The sequence below is a fragment of the Actinomyces howellii genome (genome assembly GCF_900637165.1).
GTDB classification, from domain to species: Bacteria; Actinomycetota; Actinomycetes; order Actinomycetales; family Actinomycetaceae; genus Actinomyces; species Actinomyces howellii.
The window spans coordinates 1,959,859-1,980,702 of record NZ_LR134350.1 but is presented as its reverse complement, the minus strand read 5'-3'; the positions used below and the strand labels follow the sequence as shown (position 1 = coordinate 1,980,702).

General features: G+C 71.9%; 16 protein-coding genes and 1 tRNA gene. 5 read left to right on the top strand and 12 right to left on the bottom strand.

Annotated elements, in window-relative coordinates; all coding sequences use genetic code 11:
• Positions 1-7 precede the first annotated feature (7 nt).
• From EL245_RS08365 to EL245_RS08355, 3 genes are read right to left on the bottom strand one after another with little or no spacing between them, the layout of a single operon-like run.
• Complete coding sequence (locus tag EL245_RS08365) at positions 8-1,387, bottom strand: PP2C family protein-serine/threonine phosphatase (RefSeq protein ID WP_126382726.1); 1,380 nt, start codon at positions 1,385-1,387, stop codon at positions 8-10.
• Entirely contained in the window at positions 1,384-1,848 is a 465-nt protein-coding gene (locus tag EL245_RS08360) for an FHA domain-containing protein FhaB/FipA (protein ID WP_126382725.1), read from the bottom strand. Before EL245_RS08360 ends, EL245_RS08365 begins: the two co-directional genes overlap by 4 nt.
• Positions 1,845-2,552, bottom strand: a complete 708-nt coding sequence (locus tag EL245_RS08355; RefSeq protein ID WP_126382724.1) for an FhaA domain-containing protein — start codon at positions 2,550-2,552, stop codon at positions 1,845-1,847. Before EL245_RS08355 ends, EL245_RS08360 begins: the two co-directional genes overlap by 4 nt.
• Before the next feature lie 305 nt (positions 2,553-2,857).
• Between EL245_RS08355 and EL245_RS08350 the strand changes: the two genes are divergently transcribed.
• Positions 2,858-2,941, top strand: a tRNA-Leu gene (locus EL245_RS08350).
• Between the two features lie 209 nt (positions 2,942-3,150).
• On the opposite strand, the gene EL245_RS08345 is transcribed toward EL245_RS08350, so the two are convergent.
• From EL245_RS08345 to EL245_RS08335, 3 genes are read right to left on the bottom strand one after another with little or no spacing between them, the layout of a single operon-like run.
• Positions 3,151-3,603 (bottom strand): VanZ family protein, encoded by a 453-nt coding sequence (locus EL245_RS08345; RefSeq protein WP_126382723.1) that lies wholly within the window; start codon positions 3,601-3,603, stop codon positions 3,151-3,153.
• Positions 3,600-4,202 carry a phosphoribosyltransferase gene (locus EL245_RS08340; RefSeq protein ID WP_126382722.1) on the bottom strand — a complete coding sequence of 201 codons (603 nt, stop codon included), beginning with the start codon at positions 4,200-4,202 and terminating at the stop codon, positions 3,600-3,602. Before EL245_RS08340 ends, EL245_RS08345 begins: the two co-directional genes overlap by 4 nt.
• A gap of 57 nt (positions 4,203-4,259) precedes the next feature.
• A complete protein-coding gene (locus EL245_RS08335; RefSeq protein ID WP_232009681.1) occupies positions 4,260-5,795 on the bottom strand; it encodes an MFS transporter in 1,536 nt (511 codons plus the stop codon).
• A gap of 72 nt (positions 5,796-5,867) precedes the next feature.
• Here EL245_RS08335 and EL245_RS08330 point away from each other — a divergent pair, with 72 nt between their 5' ends.
• A complete protein-coding gene (locus EL245_RS08330) occupies positions 5,868-6,173 on the top strand; it encodes a thiamine-binding protein (protein WP_126382721.1) in 306 nt (101 codons plus the stop codon).
• 28 nt (positions 6,174-6,201) lie between these two features.
• On the opposite strand, the gene EL245_RS08325 is transcribed toward EL245_RS08330, so the two are convergent.
• The 3 genes from EL245_RS08325 to mtnN form a co-directional block, all read right to left on the bottom strand.
• Positions 6,202-8,667: a tetratricopeptide repeat protein gene (locus tag EL245_RS08325; RefSeq protein ID WP_197719397.1), complete on the bottom strand. Its 2,466-nt coding sequence runs from the start codon at positions 8,665-8,667 to the stop codon at positions 6,202-6,204.
• Positions 8,664-9,833 (bottom strand): hypothetical protein, encoded by a 1,170-nt coding sequence (locus tag EL245_RS08320; RefSeq protein ID WP_126382720.1) that lies wholly within the window; start codon positions 9,831-9,833, stop codon positions 8,664-8,666. Before EL245_RS08320 ends, EL245_RS08325 begins: the two co-directional genes overlap by 4 nt.
• 402 nt (positions 9,834-10,235) lie before the next feature.
• The gene (mtnN, locus tag EL245_RS08315) at positions 10,236-11,036 is read right to left on the bottom strand and encodes a 5'-methylthioadenosine/S-adenosylhomocysteine nucleosidase (protein WP_232009679.1); all 801 of its coding nucleotides are present in this window, start codon (positions 11,034-11,036) and stop codon (positions 10,236-10,238) included.
• 519 nt (positions 11,037-11,555) lie between these two features.
• Between mtnN and EL245_RS08310 the strand changes: the two genes are divergently transcribed.
• Positions 11,556-12,218, top strand: a complete 663-nt coding sequence (locus tag EL245_RS08310) for a hypothetical protein (protein WP_161512761.1) — start codon at positions 11,556-11,558, stop codon at positions 12,216-12,218.
• 67 nt (positions 12,219-12,285) lie between these two features.
• Here the strand turns inward: EL245_RS08310 and EL245_RS08305 are convergent, their stop codons facing one another.
• The 3 genes from EL245_RS08305 to EL245_RS08295 are packed head-to-tail and all read right to left on the bottom strand — an operon-like array spanning position 12,286 to position 14,880.
• Positions 12,286-12,942, bottom strand: coding sequence for a DUF4276 family protein (locus EL245_RS08305; protein WP_126382718.1), 657 nt, complete (start codon positions 12,940-12,942; stop codon positions 12,286-12,288).
• Complete coding sequence (locus EL245_RS08300) at positions 12,939-14,087, bottom strand: AAA family ATPase (protein WP_126382717.1); 1,149 nt, start codon at positions 14,085-14,087, stop codon at positions 12,939-12,941. Before EL245_RS08300 ends, EL245_RS08305 begins: the two co-directional genes overlap by 4 nt.
• Positions 14,088-14,097: 10 nt before the next feature.
• A complete protein-coding gene (locus EL245_RS08295) occupies positions 14,098-14,880 on the bottom strand; it encodes a TetR/AcrR family transcriptional regulator (RefSeq protein ID WP_232009678.1) in 783 nt (260 codons plus the stop codon).
• A gap of 74 nt (positions 14,881-14,954) precedes the next feature.
• Here EL245_RS08295 and EL245_RS08290 point away from each other — a divergent pair, with 74 nt between their 5' ends.
• Together EL245_RS08290 and EL245_RS08285 are read left to right on the top strand one after the other, a co-directional pair.
• Positions 14,955-17,834, top strand: coding sequence for an MMPL family transporter (locus EL245_RS08290; RefSeq protein WP_126382715.1), 2,880 nt, complete (start codon positions 14,955-14,957; stop codon positions 17,832-17,834).
• Positions 17,831-20,611: a hypothetical protein gene (locus EL245_RS08285; protein WP_126382714.1), complete on the top strand. Its 2,781-nt coding sequence runs from the start codon at positions 17,831-17,833 to the stop codon at positions 20,609-20,611. Before EL245_RS08290 ends, EL245_RS08285 begins: the two co-directional genes overlap by 4 nt.
• Positions 20,612-20,844: the final 233 nt, after the last annotated feature.

Here is a 20,844-nt window from a genome sequence, read left to right as displayed (position 1 = left end):
CCTGCCGTTACTGGCTCGGCGAGGCCGGGGCGCTCGCGGAGTCGGTCGGGGGCGTCGTGCGTGCCGGGCTCGGTGAGGCGGTGGGCGTCTGCTCGGCGTAGGAGACGACCGTCCGGTCGACGTACTCGCGGGCCGCCTCGAGGGAGGGCTGGCTGACCGTGTCGGCCAGGCGGGCGCGCATGCGTGCGTCGAGGTCCTCGACGGCGGGCTCCTCGTAGGTCTCGACGAGGTTGCCCAGGCTGATCGGCCCCACCTGCTGGGGGATCCCGCGGAAGATGGCGATCTTGCCGTCGGAGACCGTCACGTAGTACTGCGTCTGGGTCCAGTGGTAGCCCAGGACGCCCGCGCCCACGACGGCCACGACGAGGATGACGGCCGAGGCGAGGGAGCGCCTGCGCATCCGTCGTCGGCGATCGGCCTGGAGCCGGGCCTCGGCGGCCACGGCCTCCTCCTCCTCGGTGCTCAGGGGCGTCCCGTTCTCGTCGAGGGCGGCCACGAGCGCCGCCGCCTTGGCCGCCGGGGTGGAGGCGGTCTGGCCGGCGAGGGCCTCGACCGGCGCGTCGGGCGAGCCCGCGGACTCCCCGGAGGCTGCTCGGGTCAGGCGGTTGCGGCGGTTGGCCGCCGAGCCGACGATCTGGGCGTCGGTCTGGGGCTGGGCGTCGTCGTCGACGACGTCGAAGACGACGGCGGTCACGTTGTCCGGACCGCCGGCGCGCAGGGCGAGGTCGACGAGCTGGTCGCCCGCCAGGCCCGGGTCGTCGACGCCGGCCAGGACCTCGCCGATGGTCTCGGCCGACACCGGCCCGCTCAGGCCGTCGGAGCACAGCAGCCAGCGGTCGCCGGGCACGGCCTCACGAATGGACTCGTCGAGCTGGACCTCCCCCTCGGCGTCACCCAGGACGCGCAGGAGCACGGAGCGCTGGGGGTGGCGGCGGGCCTGCTCACGGGTGAGGCGGCCGGTCTCGACGAGGTACTCGACGAAGGTGTGGTCGGTCGTGACCTGGGTCAGCTCGCCGTCGCGCAGGAGATAGGCGCGCGAGTCCCCGACGTGGACCATCGCGAGCTTGTTGCCGCTGCGCATGACCGCGATGCACGTCGTCCCCAGCCCCGCGAGGTCGGGGTCCTGGGCCGAGAGGCTGACCAGGGAGGTGTGGGCCTCCTGGACGGCGTCCCTCAGGAGCCCGAGTAGCTCGCCCGCCTGGTGGGAGTCGGCGTCCAGGGGCATGAGGTGCTCGACCGCGACCGCTGAGGCGATGTCCCCGCCGGCGGGCCCGCCCATGCCGTCACACAGGACCATGAGGTGCGGTCCTGCGTAGCCGGAGTCCTGGTTCGAGGCACGCACCATGCCCACGTCACTGCGGGCGGCGTAGCGGAGGGAGGTCGTCATGGGCGCAGCTCCAGGGTGGTCTGGCCGATCTTGACCGGCACGCCGATCGGCAGCTCGACGGCCCCGTGGACCGGGCGTCCGGCCAGGGTCGTGCCGTTGGTCGACTCCAGGTCCTCCAGCCACCACGTGCCGTCCTTGGGGAAGACGCGCGCGTGGCGCGACGAGGCGTAGGAGTCGTTGAGCACGAGCGTGCAGTTCTGGTCACGGCCGATCATGAGGGACGTGGGGGTCAGTGGCACCATCGAGCCGGCCAGGGGGCCCTCGGTGATGACCAGGCGGGTCGCTCCCCGTCGGCGCCCGGCAGGGGAGGACCCGGACTCGCGGGCGGAGCGCCGTCGCGGTGAGGAGGGCGCCGAGGTGTCGGCCATGTCGGTGCGCAGCGCCCGGACGACGAGCAGGACGAAGACCCACAGCAGGACGAGGAAGCCCAGCCGTGCGAGGGTGAAGGCGAGCTGGCTCACCCGTTCGCCCCGGAGTCCTGCGAGCCGTCCCAGAACATGATCTTGGTCCGTCCGATCGTCAGCGTGTTGCCGTCCAGGAGCGTGGCCGCGTCGACCCGGTGGCCCTCGACGAAGGTGCCGTTGGTCGAGCCCATGTCCGAGGCGATCGTGTGCCCCTGCGTGAGCCGGATCTCGAGGTGGCGCCGGGAGACTCCGGAGTCGTCGACGATGATGTCGGCGTCCGAGCCGCGTCCGATGACCGTGACCGGGCCGGTGAGCAGGTAGCGCTGGCCGTCGATGTCGAGAATGGGGTGGGAGGGGGTGGCCGAGGCCGCCGCTGCCGGTGCGGCCGCGCCCCGGCGCGTTGAGGAGTCGATCTCGATGGCGGGGGCGGTCAGGGCCGGGTCGTTGATGAAGGAGACCTCGATGGGGCCCACGAAGGAGTAGCCCTGCTCCGCGGCGTGCACGGAGGCGACCTCCTCCATCTGGCGGATCATCTCGTCCTTGCCCCACGCCTCGATCCGCGCGATGTCGGACGGGGCGAGGTGGATCCTGAAGACGTTGGGGACCACGGAGCGGTCGCGGGCGAAGGAGGCCGCCCTCTTGTCCATCGTCTCCCGCAGCTTCGAGGCGATCTCGATGGGCTCGACGTCGTCCGAGAAGCGGGTCATGGCGCGGTTGGTGACGGACTCGACGCCCTTCTCGAACCTGTCCAGGATGCCCATGGACTTCCTCCCCGTGTGTCGGGCGGCCCCGGGGGACCGCAACGGCTGCGTGTTCCGGGAGGTTACCCGGCCCAGCCTGCTGGTGCCACGCCCGGGACCGGTGCCCAGGGCGGACGGCCCGAAGCGGGTACCAGGGGTGGCCGTGTCCATCGTAACGGCACTGGCAGGCCGATCGGGCGCTCAGGCGTGCCGATCGTGTTGCGATCGTGGGGATCTCGCCCCAGGGTGAGCGGTCTCACGGATGCACCTCAGGGAATCGATTGGACGGGCGGGTGCGCGGAGGGCTATCGTCATCCTCGCTTCTCGCGCGAGTGGCGGAATTGGTAGACGCGCACGGTTCAGGTCCGTGTGATCTGACGATCATGGGGGTTCGAGTCCCCCCTCGCGCACGGAGACCGGGCCCGGACCTGCATACGCAGGCCGGGCCCTTGGCGTCGGCCCGCGTGCCGGGAGCCCCCGTGGCGGCTCCTCCCCGTCCCGTCCCTCCGACCCGGTACGCCGGCTCCTCTCCGATCAGTTCTCCGGGTGGTCTGCTCCGCTTCTGGGCGGTCTGGGCGGTCTGGGCGGTCTGGTCAGGCTCGTCGGTCGGGCGAGGGCCTCAGCCCCCCGACCCGCTCCGACGCGGCACGCGGGGAAGGTGGAGGACCATGAGGGCCAGCACAGCCCCCGTCCAGGCCCCCACGGCGTTCTGGAGGGCGTTGTCGAGGCTGGGTCGACGTCCCAGCGGGGCGAGCAGCTGGGTGAGCTCGGCGCAGCATCCCAGGGCGCAGCCGGCCAGCGCCCAGGCCCACCACGGCACGCGCTGCCAGCCGACCGTGGCGAGGAACACCGGCGGGGCGAGCATGACGAGGTTGAGGACGACGTCCTTGTCATGCGCCGACAGGAACCAGGGGCCCAGGCCGTCCTTGAGGTCGGCGATCTGGGAGCCCGACGGCCAGGTGACGGCCAGGAGCACGAGGACCAGGCAGGCCACCGCCCCGGTGCGGGCGGCACGCCTGGAGCCGGGGGTCCCGGCCGGGACGCCGGGCGCGCCCCCGGTGGGACCGGTCATGCCGAGGCGGTCTCGTCGGACTGGTCCGCCGACGCCAGGAGCCCGGGGGTGATGACCGGCAGGACCGACCAGGGGAAGTTGATCCACTTGTCGGTCGTGCGCCAGAAGTAGTCGGGCTCGACGATCGAGCGCGGCTTGCGGTAGATGACCGCCGAGCGGGCGTCGACCCGTACCGTGCGCCCGCCGAGCTCGAGGCCCTGGCGGCCGAGCAGCTCCATGACCATCTTGAGCGTCCTGCCCGAGTCGGCGACGTCGTCGACGACGAGGACCTTCTTGCCCGGCAGCCCGGAGGCGTCCATGAGCGGGGGCAGGATGACCGGCTCCTCGAGGGTCTTGCCGATGTCGGTGTAGAACTCGACGTTCATCGCCCCCATCGCCTTGACGCCGATCGCGTAGCCGATCGCGCCGGCGGGGATGAGACCGCCGCGGGCGATGGCGATGATGAGGTCGGGGAACCAGCCCGAGGCGACGATCTGCGCCGCCAGCTCGCGCTCGGCGGTGCCGAACAGCTCCCAGGTGAGGATCTCGCGGTCGGGGGCGGCGGTGGACGTGGCGCCGTCGTCGAAGGGGGCGGTGGTCGTGCGCTGCGCGTCAGTCACCCCCTGATCGTACCGGCCCGTGTCCCGCAGGCCCTCAGGCGGCACGCGCGGGCCGGCTCAGCCGCGCCGCGCCGCGACCATGTCGAGGACCGCGACGGCGGCGGCCGCGGCGAAGCTGATGATGACGGCCAGGAAGCTGAGCCGCAGGGCCCGGTCCCAGCCCGAGGCCTGCGAGACGGTGAAGGCGATCGAGCTGATCGCGGTGACCCCGATGGCGGCGCCGATGCGCTGTCCGGTCTGGAGGACGCCTCCTGCGGTGCCGGCGTAGCGCAGGGGCACCTCGACGAGGGTGAGCGTCTGGTTGGGGGAGGTGACAAGGCCCTGCCCGAGGCCCACGAGGCACAGCGTGCCCAGCATCCACCAGTGGCTCAGCCCGGTCGTGGCGGTGAGGTGGACGGCGAGCATCGTGGCGGCCAGGCCCGCTATCGCCACGAGGAGGCCGATGAGGACGAGCACCCGTCCCAGGCGCAGGACGTGCCGACCGACGAGCGGGGCGACGACGGCGCTGGCCAGGGCCGCGGGGATCCCGATCGAGCCGCTGACCATGGCTGACACGCCCAGACCGGCCTGGAGGTACTGGGCGATGACGAGCCACACCGAGGTCCCTCCCAGGAAGACGAGGGCGGAGATGAGGCAGCCGTTGGCGAAGGAGCGCTGGGTGAACAGGGTCAGGTCGACCATCGGCGCCCGTCCGCGCCGCGTGTAGGCGGCCTCCCACAGGGTCCAGGCGGTCAGGGTCAGGCCCGCGGCGGGCAGTGCGAGCCAACGCAGGCTCGTCGTGCTCGTGGCGAGGAAGGGCGTCATGACGAGCAGGGTCGAGACGGTCAGGAGGACCGTGCCGACGACGTCGAGGTCGACCCGACGCCGGGCGCTCGCCTCCGGGGCGGCGGAGGAGCCGGCCTGAGGGGAGCCGGCCTGAGGGGTGCCGGTCTGCGGGGAGCGGGTCTGCGGGGAGCCGGGCTGGGGGGAGCCAGCCGCGCCCCGCCAGGCCGAGGCGGGCAGGACCCGACGCGCGACCCAGATCGCGACCAGGGCGATCGGGACGTTGACGAGGAAGGAGGCCCTCCACCCCCACGAGGTCCCCAGGAGGGAGACGAGGGCGCCGGCCAGGACCGGCCCGACCGCCACGGACACCCCGATGACGCCGCCGAAGACGCCGAAGGCGCGGCCACGGGTGTTGCCCGAGAAGTACTGCTGGATCATCCCCGAGACCTGGGGGCTGAGCAGTCCCGAGCCGATGCCCGTGAGCAGGCGCGCCAGGTTGACCCAGGTCATCGTCGGGGCGAGGCCCGACCCCAGGGACCCCAGGCCGAACAGGGCCAGGCCCGACACAAACAGGCACCCGCGCCCGACGAGGTCCCCCGCGCGACCGGCGGCCACGAGCAGGACACCGAAGACGAGGGCGTAGCCGGAGACGACCCACTGGATCGCGGTGGTCGAGGCCGACATGTCCTCGCGCAGCGAGGGCAGGATGACGTTGACCGAGGACGCGGCGAGCAGGGAGGCGAAGGCGGGGATGAGCAGGAGGGCGAGGATGTGCTTCTGCTCGTCGGTCATCGTCACGTCGGAGCCGGTGTGGGGCGCTCGTGCCATGGGGGCGACGCTACGCCCTGACCGCCGACGACTGCTCCTGCCCCTCGCTGCCCTCCCCTCTAGGCTGAGGGCATGCTCGTCGCCTTCTCCGTGTCCCCGACCACCTCAGACGACCCGGAGGGCTCGGTCTCCCGCGCCGTGGCCCGCGCGGTGCGCGTGTGCCGGGAGTCAGGGCTGCCCTGCGAGACGACCTCGATGTTCACCACCCTCGAGGGCGAGTGGGACGAGTGCATGGAGGTCGTCAAGCGCGCCTGCCAGGCGGTGGCCGAGGTCAGCCCGCGCGTGGCCCTCGTCCTCAAGGCCGACATCCGTCCGGGCTGGACCGGGCAGATGAGCGCCAAGGTCGAGCGCGTCGAGGAGCACCTGCGCGAGGCCTGAGCCGCCGCTCTGTCGGTTCGGTTCCCGACTACCCTGCCTGGTCCAGATCACCCTCCTCAAGGCGAGCGGCCTCCTGGAAGCGTCCGACATCCTGGTAGGCGGTGGCGAGGTTGTGCCGGGTGGCCAGTGTGCGGGGGTGGTTGGGTCCCAGGAGGTGCTGGGTGTCGGTGAGGGTCTGCTCGTACAGGTCGATGGCCTCGTCGAGGCGCCCGGCGGTCCGGTAGGTATAGGCGAGGTTGGCGCGGGTGGTCAGTGTGTCGGGGTGGTTGGGGCCGAGGATGCGCTCGCGGTCGGTGAGGGTCTGCTCGTACAGGTCGATGGCCTCCTGGAAGCGTCCGACATCCTGGTAGGCGGTGGCGAGGTTGTTGCGGGTGGTCAGGGTGTTGGGGTGGTCAGCGCCGAGGATGCGCTGGTGGTCTGTGAGGTTCTGCTCGTACAGGTCGATGGCCTCATTGAGGCGCCCTGTGCTGCGGTAGGCGGTGGCGAGGTTGTTGCGGGTGGTCAGGGTGTCGGGGTGGCTGGGTCCCAGGATGCGCTGGTGGTCTGTGAGGTTCTGCTCGTACAGGTCGGTGGCTTCGTCGAGGCGCCCGATATCGTGGTAGGCGTAGGCGAGGTTGCTGCGGGCTACCAGGGTGTCGGGGTGGCTGGGTCCCAGGATGCGCTGGTGGTCTGTGAGGTTCTGCTCGAGCAGGTCGGTGGCTTCGTCGAGGCGCCCGACGTCCTGGTAGGCGTAGGCGAGGTTGCTGCGGGTGGTCAGGGTGTCGGGGTGGTTGGGGCCGAGGATGCGCTGGGTGTCGGTGAGGGTCTGCTCGTACAGGTCGATGGCCTCATTGAGGCGTCCAGCAGCCAACATGGCCCGAGCAATCACGTTCATGGCACTGCTCCGATCCTCTGGTGAGGAGATCGTCGTCAGGGCGGCCTGCGCGTCGTCAAGGCACCAGGAGGCGGCGAGCCAGCGGACGAGCATGAGACGGCTGGCAGGAGTGCCCGCCTCCTCGTCGAGGCGTTCGGCGCGCGCCAGCCATTCCCGGGAGATCGTGTCGCGGGGAACCTCACCCACCTCCTTCAGCGCACAGTCCAGGAGGGTGAGACGGATCGGCACGAGATCGCGCGCTGGGCCGGCGCGGTGCTCAATGGCCTGACGCAGAGCGCTGGGCAGAGCCATGACCGGGTCAACGTCTCCGGTCGAGACCGCGGCCACGGCGTCCTCGACCTGGCCCAGGAGCCTGAGCGAGGGCACGCGCCAGTCCCCCAGGCTCGTGAGACGACGGGTGAGCCCTGCGACATCGTCGTGCTCGAGGGCGATGAGTGCCGCTTGGCAGTACTGATCACCTTGACTCTTGAGAAGCTCGTCGGGCTCGAACCAGCTCTTGAGGAACTCCACGACGAGGCGCAGCGGCTCCCCCCTGGACTCCTTGATCTGGAAGGCCAAGCGGGCCAAGGGCTCGGCGAGCTCGTAGTAGGTCCGACGACGGTCGAGCAGATCTGCGAAGATCGTCGAGGTCGGAGCGAGCCATCCCCGGTCGGTGAGGTCGTTGACGGCCTTGGCGACGCTGCGCTGATCCCCCTGGATCCGCTCGGCAACGTCCTTGACCGGCAGCGGACGGTCCGCCGCGGCCAGCTCGGCCACGATGAGACGCTGCTGGGGAGACAACCGTGCGAGCTGTTCCTGGTAGTACGGGGTGAGGTCGTCGAAGCGGCTCAGGAGCAGATCGACGAGCTCGTGAAGCTGGTCGATGGTCAGTGCGCTGCCCAGCAGGGCCCACAACCGGGGCTGACCGCCGGCAAGGTGGGTGACGGTGTGGATGCGCGCGAGCGAGGTCTCCTCGGTCAGGCGTTCCGCGAGGACCTCATCCTCACTCACTCGTGCCAGAGCGACCAGCATGTCGCGTGCCTGCTCCGGGGTGAATGGTGTGAGGCGGATGGTGTCGAAGAACCCGAAGAAGGGACTGGTCTCATCCGACAGGTTGCGATCGAGCCGCGTCGTCGAGCCGATGAGCAGAACGCCCCGATCGGTTTGCAGAACATGGCGGAGCCGCTGCTGCCCGATCTCCTCCAGATTGGCCAGGATCTGGTCGAGGTTCTCCGCCAGGACAACAACGGGTCCCCGCTGCTGGATGGACATGCGCAGCCGCGTCTCGAGCTCGTCGTGCCCGAGAGCGCGCAGGTCCTCCCCCGGCTCGATGTCCTCCAGGATCGCGGCCAGCAGGTGGCGGTAGGACACGATCGTCCACGGGTCCTCGGGCAACCAGGCGAGTTGAAGGTTCCGATCCGCCTCCGCCAGAGCCCGGCTGCGGTGGTAGACGAGTGAGATGAGGTGCGTCTTGCCGGCCCCCCGTGGCCCGACGAGCAGGGTGTGGTGCGGGCTCGGCGTCGTCCCCAGCTCGTCGACGCGTTCCATGAGCGCCTCAAGCACTGGTTGGCGGACGACGAAAAGCCGCTCGAGCAGCTCAGAGGGCATGGTCGAGGGGGTGAAACGGGAGATGGATGTCATGGTCGGTCCCACAGACGGCGGCGGCGGGCCCAGATGTACTGGAGGGCGGGGTAGCGCCAGCGGACTCGTTGCCCGCTCACTTCGAGGTAGTGGTCGGCGACGAGGTCGTCGAGCACGTCTAAGACGGCTGCATCGAGGCTCGCCAGGGGGACCCACTGGTGCTCTGAGGATACGGCGGAATCAAGAGTCTTTCGCGCGAGCCTGGTCCGGTCGCCGTAGTACTGGTCGACTCGTCGGGTGAAGTGGTCGAACCAGCCGAACTCCTCATGACAGTCGATGAAGTCCTCGAAGCAATCGCGTACGTCCTGAGCCGTTGCCGCGCCCTTGCTGCGCTGGCCAAGCATGCCGACCACCTTGTGGGCGAGGAAGGGGATGCCGCCGCTGACCTCGACGAGGGCCTCAACGGTTCTGTCCGAGGGCATCTGGTTGATTCCCAGAAGAAGCCGCTGGGCGAGTTCTCGGGTCTCGTGATCGGGAAGCGGACCAAGGACGAGGGAGGCGAGGTCGGCGAGGTCGCCGGATGCCCCACCGGCATCCCGCAGGACGTGGTGGAAGCCGACGGATCCGGCGACGATCCAGCGGACCCGTGTCGTACCCTGACGCAGGGCTCGCAGAGTCTGGAGGAGCGCGGCGGCGGCCGAGGCGTCCTCAGAGCGTGCGATGTTGCGAATCGCCATGGGGACCTCGTCCATCATGACCAGGGGGACGGGCCCGTCGTCGGTGTCGAGAGCGCCGAGGATGCTCGTGAGCAAGGTGAGCGGTGGCGTCCTGCGGTGGTAGGGCTTGACGATGATGACGCCCGGCATCCCGACGGACTCGACGTTCTCAAAGACCGTGCTCAGGACCCTTCGGGTTCTGTCAGGCAGTTTCCTGGACCCGTGGAGCTCCTCGGCGGTCCGGGTGAGGAACTCATCGACGCTTGTCACTCCTTCGTAGTTGATGAGGTAGCCCTGGAAACCCGCCTCCCGAGCGGCGAAGGTGCGCATCCAGTAGGTCTTGCCGATGCGGCGGGGATCGGACAGCCACAGGTTGTCTCCCGCGAGCAGCCGCTCGCGTGCGAGTCTTGTCGGCTCCTCCCGGCCGACGAAGTTGGCGGGGTCTCGTTCGTTGCCGGGCTGAGGCCGGATCGGGGCCCTGTCGGTCCCTGGTTGTGCTGAGGCCGCCATCACCGCTCCTTTGTACGGGAACTTTCACGTACAAATATACAACGAGTTTCACGTACGTTCAAGGGTGGGGGTCGACCCCTGAGGCGCGCCGCTGCCGACCGGGCCCGGAGCGTCGTCCAGCTTGTGGTCGTCAGGGTGATCTCCTCCAGGATCGCGGTCAGTAGGTGGCGGGAGGACCCGATCGACTACGGGTCCTCGGGCGAGCCGGCCGATCTGCAGAGGGCGGCCTTGGTCGTGGACGGTCCCAGAGACGGCGGCGGCGGGCCCAGGTGTGCTGGAGAGCGGGGTAGCGCCAGCGGACCCGTTGTCCGCCCGGTCATCGAACACGTCACCTTGGTCCCGAGCACGTCACTTTTACCGAGGTAGTCGGGCTCAAAGTGACGTGTTCGACGCATGAGTTCGTCAGGACGCCGCCAGCAGGGCCAGGACCACCGCGGCCGAGCGGTCGGCGGCCTCGGCTGCGCCGATGTGGAAGTCCTGCCCCGCCTCGGGGCCGCACAGGTCGGACACCCCCCTGACCGCGATGAAGGGGACCCCGGAGGCCGTGCAGACCTGGGCCAGCGCCGTCGACTCCATGTCGGTGCTCAGGGCGGCTGGGAAGCGCTCGCGGGTGTCCGCGACGTTGGCGGCGGTGACGAAGGAGTTCCCGGCCAGCATCTGCCCGGTGTGGAGGCGGGCCCGCGAGGAGGTGGGTGTCGCTGCGCGCAGCGCCTGGGCGCCCACCTCCCGCAGGCGCTCGACCAGGGGGGCGTCGGACTCGAAGACCTCAGGCTGCCCCGGGGTCTGGCCCGGCGCGTAGCCGAAGGCCGTCGCGTCGGCGTCGGTCAGTGCCAGGCTCGTCGAGGCGCACACGTCCCCGACCTCCACCTGCCGGCCCAGACCCCCGGTGGTGCCCGCCGAGACGACCACCTCGGGGCGCACGTGGGTGAGCACCGTCGCCAGCGCGCTGGCAGCGGCGACCAGCCCGATGCCCGTGCGCAGGAGGACCAGCTCGCCCCCGCCCCGCTCCGCCGTCCCGGGGGCCGCCGTCGGCTCACCGGGACCGGGCAGCACGAGCGACCAGGCGCGGGCCCCTCCGGGCAGCGTGAGCGGCTCCTCCGCCCCCTCGGCGCGCGCCAAGGCGTCAAGGAAGGGGCGTGCCTCCTCCTCCATCGCCACAGAGACGACGGCTGCGACAGGACGTGAGTCGGTGCGCGGGCTCATGGCCTGAGCCTAGGTGATCGACTCCCCGGGATGGTTGCCGGGGGGATCGGGGCGAGGGTCGGGCGGGATCGGTAGCACAGAGGCAAAGGACGGTGTCCCTCTGCCGAGACTCGACCGGTCATGTAAACCTCGACCGGTCATGTAAACCTCGACCGGGCTATCGCTGTCACACAGACGGTCGGGCGTCACATGACCGGTCGGGGCAGGGTGGGGTGGGTGCGTGTCGACGGGGACATGGCGCGCGGGCGCGGACGAGTTCGACGGCGCTCGCGGACTGGCACAGACGGGCTCGATGCCGGGCGCGGACGGGCCCGACGGCGCTGGCCGACAGGCCCGACAGGCTCGCTTGCCCCGTGCTAAGGTCCGGGGACCACCGCCTGGCCCCCACTCGGACGAGGACCGACGATGCCGACCGACCACATTCCCATACCCAGCCCCGACTCCCCTTCGGAGGCCGCAGGCCGGACACCGGCCGCCCCGCAGGACGCGGGGGGATACGCACCCGTTCGCCTCAGGGCGGTGCTCGTGCCGCTCCTGGTGGTCAACGCCAGCCTCGTCGTGCTGGCCGTGGCGAGCTTCCTCATCCACCACCGAACCGAGGGCATGGCTGCGGCCGTGTCCTACACGGTCTACGAGTTCGTCACCCTCGACGGCGAGGGCAACGTCTCGGCCTGGCTGTCCGCCCTCCTGTGGGCGCTTCTCGGCCTCGTCGGCGCCGTGTACGCCGCCACCGCCAGCCGCCTCCGAGGCTCCTGGCTCATGTTCGCGGTCGTGTGCCTCGTGGCCTCGATCGACGAGGCCGTCAGCCTTCACGAACGGCTCAACATGATCGGCGACCGGCTCCTGCCCTACCTGCCCTTCACTGTCGCCTACACCTGGACGATCCCCGGGATCGTCGTCGCGGTGGTCGTCGCTCTGACCATGCTGCGGCTCGTGCGGTCCCTGCCCTCCACCGCCCGGGGCTGGCTGATCGCCGCTGCCGGCGTGTTCCTGACCGGCGCCGTCGGCTTCGAGCTCCTGGGAGCTGAGCGCGCCGAGGCGGCGGGCTTCGACTCGGTCTACTGGCGGCTCATGGTCGTCGAGGAGACGCTCGAGCTCGCGGGGCTGGCCCTGGCCATCGCCTCCTTGACGACGCTGACGCAGTGGAACGACAAGGAGCGCGCCCTGCGGGTGGCGGCCTGAGGGGTGGCGGCCTGAGGGGTGGTCCCTGAGCGCCGCGACCTCGCGACGCCACGCGACCTCATCGGGATCAGGAGCCGCCCCCGGCACCTGTGGGGGCGAGCAGCCCTGTCCACCACGCGGCGAAGGTGGGACAGCCCCTGAGGAGCGCAGGCAGCCCGGCCTCGACGAGGAGCAGAGGGCCGGTGACCGTCTTGGAGTAGTCGGGGTCGGCGTGCGCGAGCCGTCGCGACGGGCTGCGGTCGGCGCCCGTGTTCACCTTCTCCGCGCCTCCGGCCTGCCGCACCGCCCGTTGGAGCGTGGCGAGCGCGGACCGGGTCAGGATGCCGTCTCCGGCCCCCGCGGCGACGGCCGCCAGGACGAGGGCCTCGATCTCGTGGGGCATGATCAAGGGGTGGAAGCGGGCGTCGGGGTACTGGGCGCGCAGCGCCGAGACCAGTGCCTGCCGGCTGGCCTCCCCCGAGAGCCCGCCCGTCCTGCCCGGTGCGCCGGGCGGGTAGCCGTAGTAGTCGACGACGAGCCCCACCCGGCTCCAGTGCGGCTGGCTGAGGAAGGTGCGCAGCATGCGGTCGTAGTGCTTCCAGTGCCCTCCGCCGCGGTGGGTCGTGGAGGTCTGCACGATGATCGGCAGGAGGCTGACGTCCCGTGCCCTGGCGGCCGGGGCGAGGACCTCCTCGACAACGGCCTCCTCCGTCTGCCCCTCCACGAGGACGGCCATCTGCCTCATCGGCGGCCCTCCCTGCGCGCGGGCCGGCCTCCCAGAAGGTTCATCTCCCAGATCTCCCCGACCGAGTACTCCTCGAGGAAGCCCGTGAGCCGCTCGGCGTCGGGTCGGTTGACCGTCGTGGCACCGTCGACCCGGTTGAGCACGGCGATCTCATCGAGGTGGAACTGCGAGAGCAGCGGAACCGACTGGGTGGCGAGGATGACCCGGTGCCCGTCGCGTCCGGCGTCGTGGACCATCTCGGCGAGCAGCGCGATGGCGGCCGGATGCAGCCCGAGCTCGGGCTCGTCGAGGATGATGGTGGCAGGTCGGTCCGGTCCCAGCAGGAGCGTGGCCAGGCACAGGAAGCGCAAGGTGCCGTCGCTGGCCTCGCGGGCCATGAAGGTGCGGTCGAGCCCGCGCTGACGCCATCGCAGCCGCACCCGCTCGCCCGGGGAGGGGACGAGGACGAAGTCGTCGAAGAAGGGCGTGACATGGCGGATCGCGGCGACGATCCGACGGTAGTGGAGGGGATGGTCCTGCCGGATCCGCAGCAGGTAGGCGGCGATGTTCTCGGCGTCCGAGCGCAGGGCGACGTCATCGCCCACCGTGGACCAGCCCTTGACCGGTGCGCTGGGTCCGACGTCGTCGAAGTGGTAGACCCGGCAACCCGCCAGGAGAGGGGTGATGTGCCTGGCGAAGGCCACCTCCTTGGGGTCGTCAGACACCTCGGCGACACGGCGCGCCCGGCTCGATCGCCCCGTTCCCAGGTGCCGGACGTAGGGGCGCTCGTAGGCGCGGCGGTCGTGGAACAGCATCGACTCGGTCAGGAGGGCTGCGTCGTCGTCCGTGGGGCGCAGCTCGACCCGGTAGCCGTTGACGCAGTCCTCAGCGTCCGGGCTCGAGTGGATCTCGATAAGCGCCCCGGGGGCGGGGCCGGTCTCGCCCTCGAAGAGCAGGCCGGACATCCCCCCTCGGGCGGTGACGTGCTCCTGGAAGGAGTCGTCCCAGATGCGGGAGATGAGCTCGAGGGCTCCCACGAGGTTTGACTTGCCTGAGCCGTTGGCGCCGATGAGCACGGTGACCCCGGTCGTCAGCTCCAGGTCGATCTCGCGGATCGAGCGGTAGCCGCGGACCACGAGCCGACCAAGGGCCTCGTGCGTGTTCATGACACCGAGGTTAGTGGCTCGAGCCTTCCGTGTGGTGTTGCGCGCCGCGGCGGGAGCCGGAGGGGCCGAGCTCCTCCGGCTCCGCCACGGGGTGGGACAGGCCCAGGACGACGCTCTCGATGATCATCCTGAGATAGGCGCGAGGATCCTGTGCCTGGTCAGTGCCCGCGCCCGTGCCTGCGGCCTGGTCAAGGAGGGACTCGAGGAAGAACAGGCACACCGCGTCGGTGATCGCCTCGACCGGGACCGACGCACGCCGGCCCATCCGGTGCAGGCAGGCCTCGACGATGCCGTTGATCTGCTCGTTGAAGTCCCTGCGGTCGGTGCCGGGGACGACCGGCGCCTCCGGGTGGCGGATCCGGTGCAGGAGCTGCTCGGTGGCGATGAGGTGGAGGGTGTGGGCCTCGGGGCCGATGGAGTCGAGCATCTCCATGAGCGTGTCGATCGTGGGCACCTCCATGGCCTCCACCGCGGCGCGCACGCGCGCGAGGAGGCGTGCGGCCCGCATCCTGATCGCCTCGGTGATCACCTCATCGAGGCTCGAGTAGTTGGAGTAGAAGGCGCCCCGGGTGAAACCCGCCTCCGAGACGACGTCGTCGATCCTCGTGTCGGCCAGGCCCTTGGTCGCCACGACCACCGCTGCGGCCTCGACGAGACGCGCCCGGGTGTTCTCCCTCTTGCGCAGACGGCGCTCCTCGCCCGAGGGCGGTGTGCTCCGAGGACGAGTCATGGCGGCTCCCTGGTCGGTGGTGCGGACGGTCTTGATCGTAAGCGGCTTCACAGGAACCGACATCTCGATACGCGAGTGTATCGAGTACATTCATGTACTGAAATCGCCCGTCCCGTTCGCTCCCCGAAAGGACGCCCGTGTCCTCACTCCTGCACAGCCTCGGCCGCTGGTGCGCCGAGCACGCCCTGCGCGTCCTGGCCGCCTGGGTCCTGCTCCTGACGGTCCTGGGTGGCGCGGTGGCCGTCGTCGGCATGAACCTGACGAGCACCTTCACGATCACCGGCACCGAGTCGATGGAGGGGCTGGACGTCCTGGCCGAGCGCGTGCCCCAGGCGGCTGGCACCTCCGAGCAGGTCCTCATGACGGCCGCTGACGGGGACATCACCGCCCACCGCGCGGCCGTCGACGCCTTCGTCGAGGAGGCCGCCTCCCTCGACGGCGTCGCCGCCGTCTCCTCCCCCTTCGGGGCGGCCGCCACGCCCACCTCGCCCGCCACCGCCTCAACCGTCTCGGCCGACGGCGCCCACGTCCTGGTCCAGATCCAGGCCGACGCCTCGGTCGGGTCCATCACCGACGGCCAGACCGCGCAGGCCGATGAGCTCGCTGAGGCCCTCGACTCCCTCGTAGCCTCCACAGAGGCGGCCGACCCGGGCCTGAGCATCCAGCTCGGCGGCACCATCGGCGAGGGCGTCGACATCGGGCTGAGCGCCACCGAGATCGTCGGGGTCGTCATCGCCGCGATCGTCCTGCTCATCACCTTCGGCTCGGTCCTGGCCGCGGGCGCTCCGCTCGTCGCGGCCTTCATCGGCGTGGGCTCGGGCATGCTCGGCATCCTCCTGGCCGCCGCCGTCGTCGACATCAACTCCGTCACCCCGGTCCTGGCCGTCATGATCGGGCTGGCGGTCGGCATCGACTACGCGCTGTTCATCATCAGCCGCGCCCGGGAGTACCTGGCCCAGGGCCTGCCACCGACCGAGGCCGCGGGCCGGGCCGTGGCCACCTCCGGCTCCGCGGTCATCTTCGCCGGGGGCACCGTCGTCGTCGCCCTGTGCGGGCTGGCTGTGGCCCGCATCCCCTTCCTCACCGTCATGGGCCTGGCCAGCGCCGCCGTCGTCGCCACAGCCGTCGTCGTCGCCCTGACCGTCGTGCCCGCGCTCGTCGGCCTCATCGGCACCCGGCTCCTGCCGCGCTCGGGTCGTGCCGGGCGTGCCGGTCGTGCCGGGCGTGCCGGCTCCCGGAGGCGCCGCCCCCGAGGCGCCAGCGGAGGCGCCGCCCGGACCTGGGTGCGAGCGGTCACCCGCCGCCCCTGGCTGACGATCACCGGGGTCGTGGCGGTCCTGGGCGTGTGCGCCGTGCCCGCGGCCGACCTCCACCTGGCGCTGACCGACAACGGCTTCGCCAACAAGGGCACCGAGCAGCGCGAGACCTACGACGCCATCGCCGAGGTCTACGGCGCCGGCTACAACTCGCCGATCATCGTCATCGCGGACATCGTGACCACCAGCGACCCGGTAGCCACCGTCGAGTCCCTGTCGGCCGAGATCGGCGCCCTGGACGGCGTGGCCGACATCGCCCTGGCCACCCCCAACGAGGACGGCTCCCTCGCGCTCATCCAGGTGCGTCCCGAGACCGGGCAGGCCGACGCCGCCACGATGGAGCTGGTCCGCCAGATCCGCGACCACGCCGGGTCCTGGGAGTCCGAGTACGGCATCTCCGACCTCATGGTCACCGGCCAGACCGCCGTGGCCATCGACGTCGCGGAGTCCCTCGACGCGGCCCTCGTGCCCTTCGGGATCGTCGTCGTGGGCCTGTCTCTCGTCCTGCTCATGATCGTCTTCCGCTCGGTGGCCGTCCCCCTGACCGCCACCCTGGGCTACCTGCTGTCCCTGGGCGCCGGCATGGGGGCGGTCGGCGCGGTGTGGGGCCGGGGGTGGCTGGCCGAGGCCCTCGACGTGTCCCGCACCGGCGCGGTCATCTCCTTCATGCCGGTCATCGTCATGGGCGTCCTGTTCGGACTGGCCATGGACTACGAGGTCTTCCTCGTGTCGCGCATGCGCGAGGAGTGGATCCGGCACCGCGACGCCGCCCGGGCCGTCGAGGCCGGCTTCACCGGGTCCGCCTCGGTCGTCGCGGCCGCCGCGGTCATCATGACTGGCGTCTTCGCCGCCTTCGTGCCCAGCCACAACGTCTCCATCAAGCCGATCGCCGTCGCCCTGACCGTGGGCATCGCGGTCGACGCCTTCGGGGTGCGCATGACCCTCGTGCCCGCGCTCATGGCCGCCCTGGGGGAGCGGGCCTGGTGGCTGCCGGCCTGGCTCGACCGGCAGCTGCCCGTCATCGACGTCGAGGGCGAGGGCCTTGAGCGCACCCTGGAGCACGAGGCCTGGGTCGCCGCCCACGGGCAGGTGGTCGTGCGTGCCGAGGGCCTGACCCTGGCCGACTCCGAGGGGCAGGTCGTCGGCGGCCTCGACCTCACCGTGGCTCCGGGCGAGATCGCCCTCGTGCGCGCCGTCAGCCCCCTGTCGCGCCGTGCCCTCGCGGCCGCGCTCGGCGGACGCCTCCAACCGGCGGGCGGCCTGCTCGCGGTCGACGGCCACGTCCTGCCCGACGGCACTGCCGCCATCCAGTCGGTCACCGCCGCCGTGCGCTCCCACGACGAGGCCGTGGCCACTCACGTGCGCCTCGTCGTCATCGACGACCCCGGTGAGCGGCTCTGGGCCCGTGCCCTGCGCCTGGCCGCCGAGGGGCGCGCCGTCGTCGTCACCACCGGCGCCCAGGCCCCCTCGACCGGTCCGACGGGCGCCCCGCTCGACTCCGTCATCGACATCGACGCCGCAGGCTCGGCCCGCACCTGGCGCGCACCCGACCGGCGTCCACCGCAGGCGGGGACCCCGCCGGCCACCGGGACGGGATCGCGCTCAGGGCTCGTCCCGTCCGTCTCCTCCACCACGTCCGCTCAGCACGCCGAACCCACCACGCCCACCGCCACTCCGGAGGAAGCCGAGGCCCACGCATGACACGCCGTCCCCTCATCCTGCTCGTCCTGGTCGCCCTCGTCCCGGCCCTGGCCGGCCTCGTCGTCGTCACCGCGGCCACGACGCCCACCGCCACCGCGGCCGCCATCCCCGCCGCCGTCGTCAACCTCGACACCCCGGTCACGACCGCCGACGGCTCGACCCTGCCCGCCGGACGGCTGCTCGTGGGGCGCCTGACCGACCCGCAGGCGGCCCTGACCGCCCAGTCGGCCACCGGCGCCACCCAGGCCGAGCTCGACTACTCGGTGGTCTCGGCCGAGACCGCGACCGAGGGCCTGGCCGACGGCACCTACGACACGGTCATCACCATCCCCGAGGGCTTCAGCCAGGCGATCGTCGACACCCTGGGAGGTGTCCCGACCGCCGCGACCGCGACCGAGGGCCTGGCCGACGGCACCTACGACACGGTCATCACCATCCCCGAGGGCTTCAGCCAGGCGATCGTCGACACCCTGGGAGGTGTCCCGACCGCCGCGACCGTCCAGGTCGAGACCGACCCCGCCGCCCCCGCCGTCGTCGGCGCCGTCAGCCGCGAGATCGTCTCGGCGGCCGCCTCCTCCCTGGGCACGACCGTGAGCGTCGCCTACCTCGAGGGGTCCCTCGCGCAGGCCGCCACCATCAAGGACGGCCTCACCCAGGCCTCCGACGGCGCCTCCTCCCTGTCCCAGGGGGCCACGGACCTGTCCACCGGGCTCACCCAGGCCTCCGACGGCGCCTCCTCCCTGTCCCAGGGGGCCACGGACCTGTCCACCGGGCTGGGGACCCTGGACGCCGGCGCCGCAGAGCTTGCCGCAGGCGCCGCCACCGCCGCCGACGGCACCGCGAGCCTCGACGCCGGAGCGTCCTCCGTGGCCGACGGTGCCCAGTCCCTCAGCTCAGGGGCCACCGACCTGTCCGGGGGAGCCTCCGCGCTGGCCGGCGGCGCCCAGTCCCTCAGCGCGGGGGCCACGACGCTGGCCAGCGGCGTGGACGGCTACGTCGCCGGTGTCACCGGCGCCCGCGACGCGCTGACGACCCCCCAGGGCGGTCGCCAGGTGTCCCTGGCCGACGGCGCCGCCCAGGTCGCCGACGGCGTCGCCCGGTACACGGGGGGAGTGGACGCCCTCACCCAGGCCGTCACGACGCCCGACCCCGCCACGGGCACCGACCTCGCCCAGGGGGCCGCCCAGCTGTCGACCGGGGCGGCGGACCTCGCCGACGGCGTGACGGCCTACACCGGAGCGGTCGACACCCTGTCGGCCTCGACCACCCAGGTCGCGGGCGGGACGAGCGCCGCCTGGCAGCAGTGCGTGGCCGACCACGGCGCCCAGGACGCCACCTGCCTCGCCCTCGAGCAGCTCGTCGGCGCGATGGGCACGAGCTCCGACGTCTACGACCCGGCCACGGGGACCAACACGGACGGCTCACCCGCCACGATCCAGGGGGTCATGTCGACCCTGACCGCCCAGTCGGCCTCACTGACCGGCGGCGCCTCGCAGGTGAGCGCCGGTGCGACGGGCCTGGCCGGGGCCATCGGCACCGACTCCTCGAGCACGGACACCACGACGGTCGTCGGCGCCCTCAACTCTCTGTCCGCCCAGTCCGCCGCCCTGACGAGCGGGGCCTCCGGGGTCTCTACCGGTCTGGGCTCCTCCGGCGACGTCTACGACCCGGCCACCGGTTCGGGCGCCACCCTGGCCGGTGTGCTCAACACCCTGGTGACCCAGGGGGCGGGGCTGAGCACCGGGGCCGCCGACCTGTCGTCGGGGGCGAGCACGCTGTCGGCTGGGGCGTCGACCCTGGCCGGCGGCGCCTCGCAGATGTCGACGGGTGCCTCCGCCCTGGCCGGAGGGACGTCAAGCCTCGCCGACGGCACCTCAAGCCTGAGCGCCGGCGCCCAGCAGCTGTCCACCGGGGCGTCGGGCCTCGCGGCGGAGACCTCCGCGGCGGCCGCAGGAGCCTCCGAGCTCGCCACGGGTGCCGGCGAGCTCGCCGCGGGCATCGGGGCGGGGGCCGAGGGCGCTGTCGAGCTGTCCGACGGAGCCGGGACCCTGGCCGACCGCCTGACCGGCGCGGCGGACTCGGTTCCCTCCTACACCGAGCAGGAGGCAGCCGATCTCGCTGGTGCTCTCGCGCAGCCCGTGTCGGTCAGTCCGGTGGCCGGGTCGGAGCCCTCGGCCGCCTCCTCGGCCGCCCCGGGGGCGATGAGCACGGCCCTGTGGATCGGGGCCCTCGTCATCGTCTCGGGGCTGGGTGTCCTCACCCGCCGACGGGTCGAGGCGCCGATGAGCCCGGCCCGTCTGGCCGTCGTCTCGCTGCGACCCGCCCTGGCCCTGGCGGTCGTCCAGGCCCTTGTCCTGGTCGCCGCGGTCGGTGTGGCCGGTGCGAGCATCGTCAGCCCCCTCAAGGTCGGTGCCCTGGTCGTCCTGGGATCCCTGGCCATGACGCTGCTCCACGGGGCGCTCGTGGCCGCCCTCGGCGGGCGCGGGGCGACCGCCGTCTCCCTGCTCGCCCTCGTGGTCCAGGCGGTGTGCGTCGCCGGTGCCGTGCCGCAGGCGCTGGCTGGTGTGGGAGCCTCAGTCGCCCAGGTGCTGCCCGCGACGGTCCTGAACGCGGGCCTGTCGTCCATGATGCTCGGGGCGGTGGGCACGAGCGGGCGCGAGGCGGCCGTGGCCCTGGTCCTCTGGGGCCTGCTGTCCGCGCTGGCCATGACCATGGCCGTGCGCCGTCGCCGGGCCACCTCGGTGAGCGCCCTGCGCCGTGAGCTCGCCAGCGAGTGACACCCGCTCGGCTGAGCAGCCGGCCCCGCCTGCTCAGCCGGACGGTCCCGCGTGGCGGACGGGCTGGATGCGGCGATCTCGAGAGTCGGTGCCCGGGGGTGAGTGCAGTGGCTGGTCCGTGTGGAAGGCCCCCGTCCCACCTCGAGATCGGGACTTATGGCACCGCGAGATCGGGACTAATGGCACCTCGAGTTCCGGACTAATGGCACCTCGAGATCGGGACTAATGGCACC

What these genes read in the sequence shown, in the direction of transcription:
- EL245_RS08365 (WP_126382726.1), bottom strand. Translation starts at nt 1,387, where the DNA reads ATGACGACCTCCCTCCGCTACGCCGCCCGCAGTGACGTGGGCATGGTG.
- EL245_RS08355 (WP_126382724.1), bottom strand. Translation starts at nt 2,552, where the DNA reads ATGGGCATCCTGGACAGGTTCGAGAAGGGCGTCGAGTCCGTCACCAAC.
- EL245_RS08345 (WP_126382723.1), bottom strand. Translation starts at nt 3,603, where the DNA reads ATGACCGGTCCCACCGGGGGCGCGCCCGGCGTCCCGGCCGGGACCCCC.
- EL245_RS08335 (WP_232009681.1), bottom strand. Translation starts at nt 5,795, where the DNA reads ATGGCACGAGCGCCCCACACCGGCTCCGACGTGACGATGACCGACGAG.
- EL245_RS08330 (WP_126382721.1), top strand. Translation starts at nt 5,868, where the DNA reads ATGCTCGTCGCCTTCTCCGTGTCCCCGACCACCTCAGACGACCCGGAG.
- EL245_RS08325 (WP_197719397.1), bottom strand. Translation starts at nt 8,667, where the DNA reads ATGACATCCATCTCCCGTTTCACCCCCTCGACCATGCCCTCTGAGCTG.
- EL245_RS08320 (WP_126382720.1), bottom strand. Translation starts at nt 9,833, where the DNA reads ATGGCGGCCTCAGCACAACCAGGGACCGACAGGGCCCCGATCCGGCCT.
- mtnN (WP_232009679.1), bottom strand. Translation starts at nt 11,036, where the DNA reads ATGAGCCCGCGCACCGACTCACGTCCTGTCGCAGCCGTCGTCTCTGTG.
- EL245_RS08305 (WP_126382718.1), bottom strand. Translation starts at nt 12,942, where the DNA reads ATGAGGCAGATGGCCGTCCTCGTGGAGGGGCAGACGGAGGAGGCCGTT.
- EL245_RS08300 (WP_126382717.1), bottom strand. Translation starts at nt 14,087, where the DNA reads ATGAACACGCACGAGGCCCTTGGTCGGCTCGTGGTCCGCGGCTACCGC.
- EL245_RS08295 (WP_232009678.1), bottom strand. Translation starts at nt 14,880, where the DNA reads ATGTCGGTTCCTGTGAAGCCGCTTACGATCAAGACCGTCCGCACCACC.
- EL245_RS08285 (WP_126382714.1), top strand. Translation starts at nt 17,831, where the DNA reads ATGACACGCCGTCCCCTCATCCTGCTCGTCCTGGTCGCCCTCGTCCCG.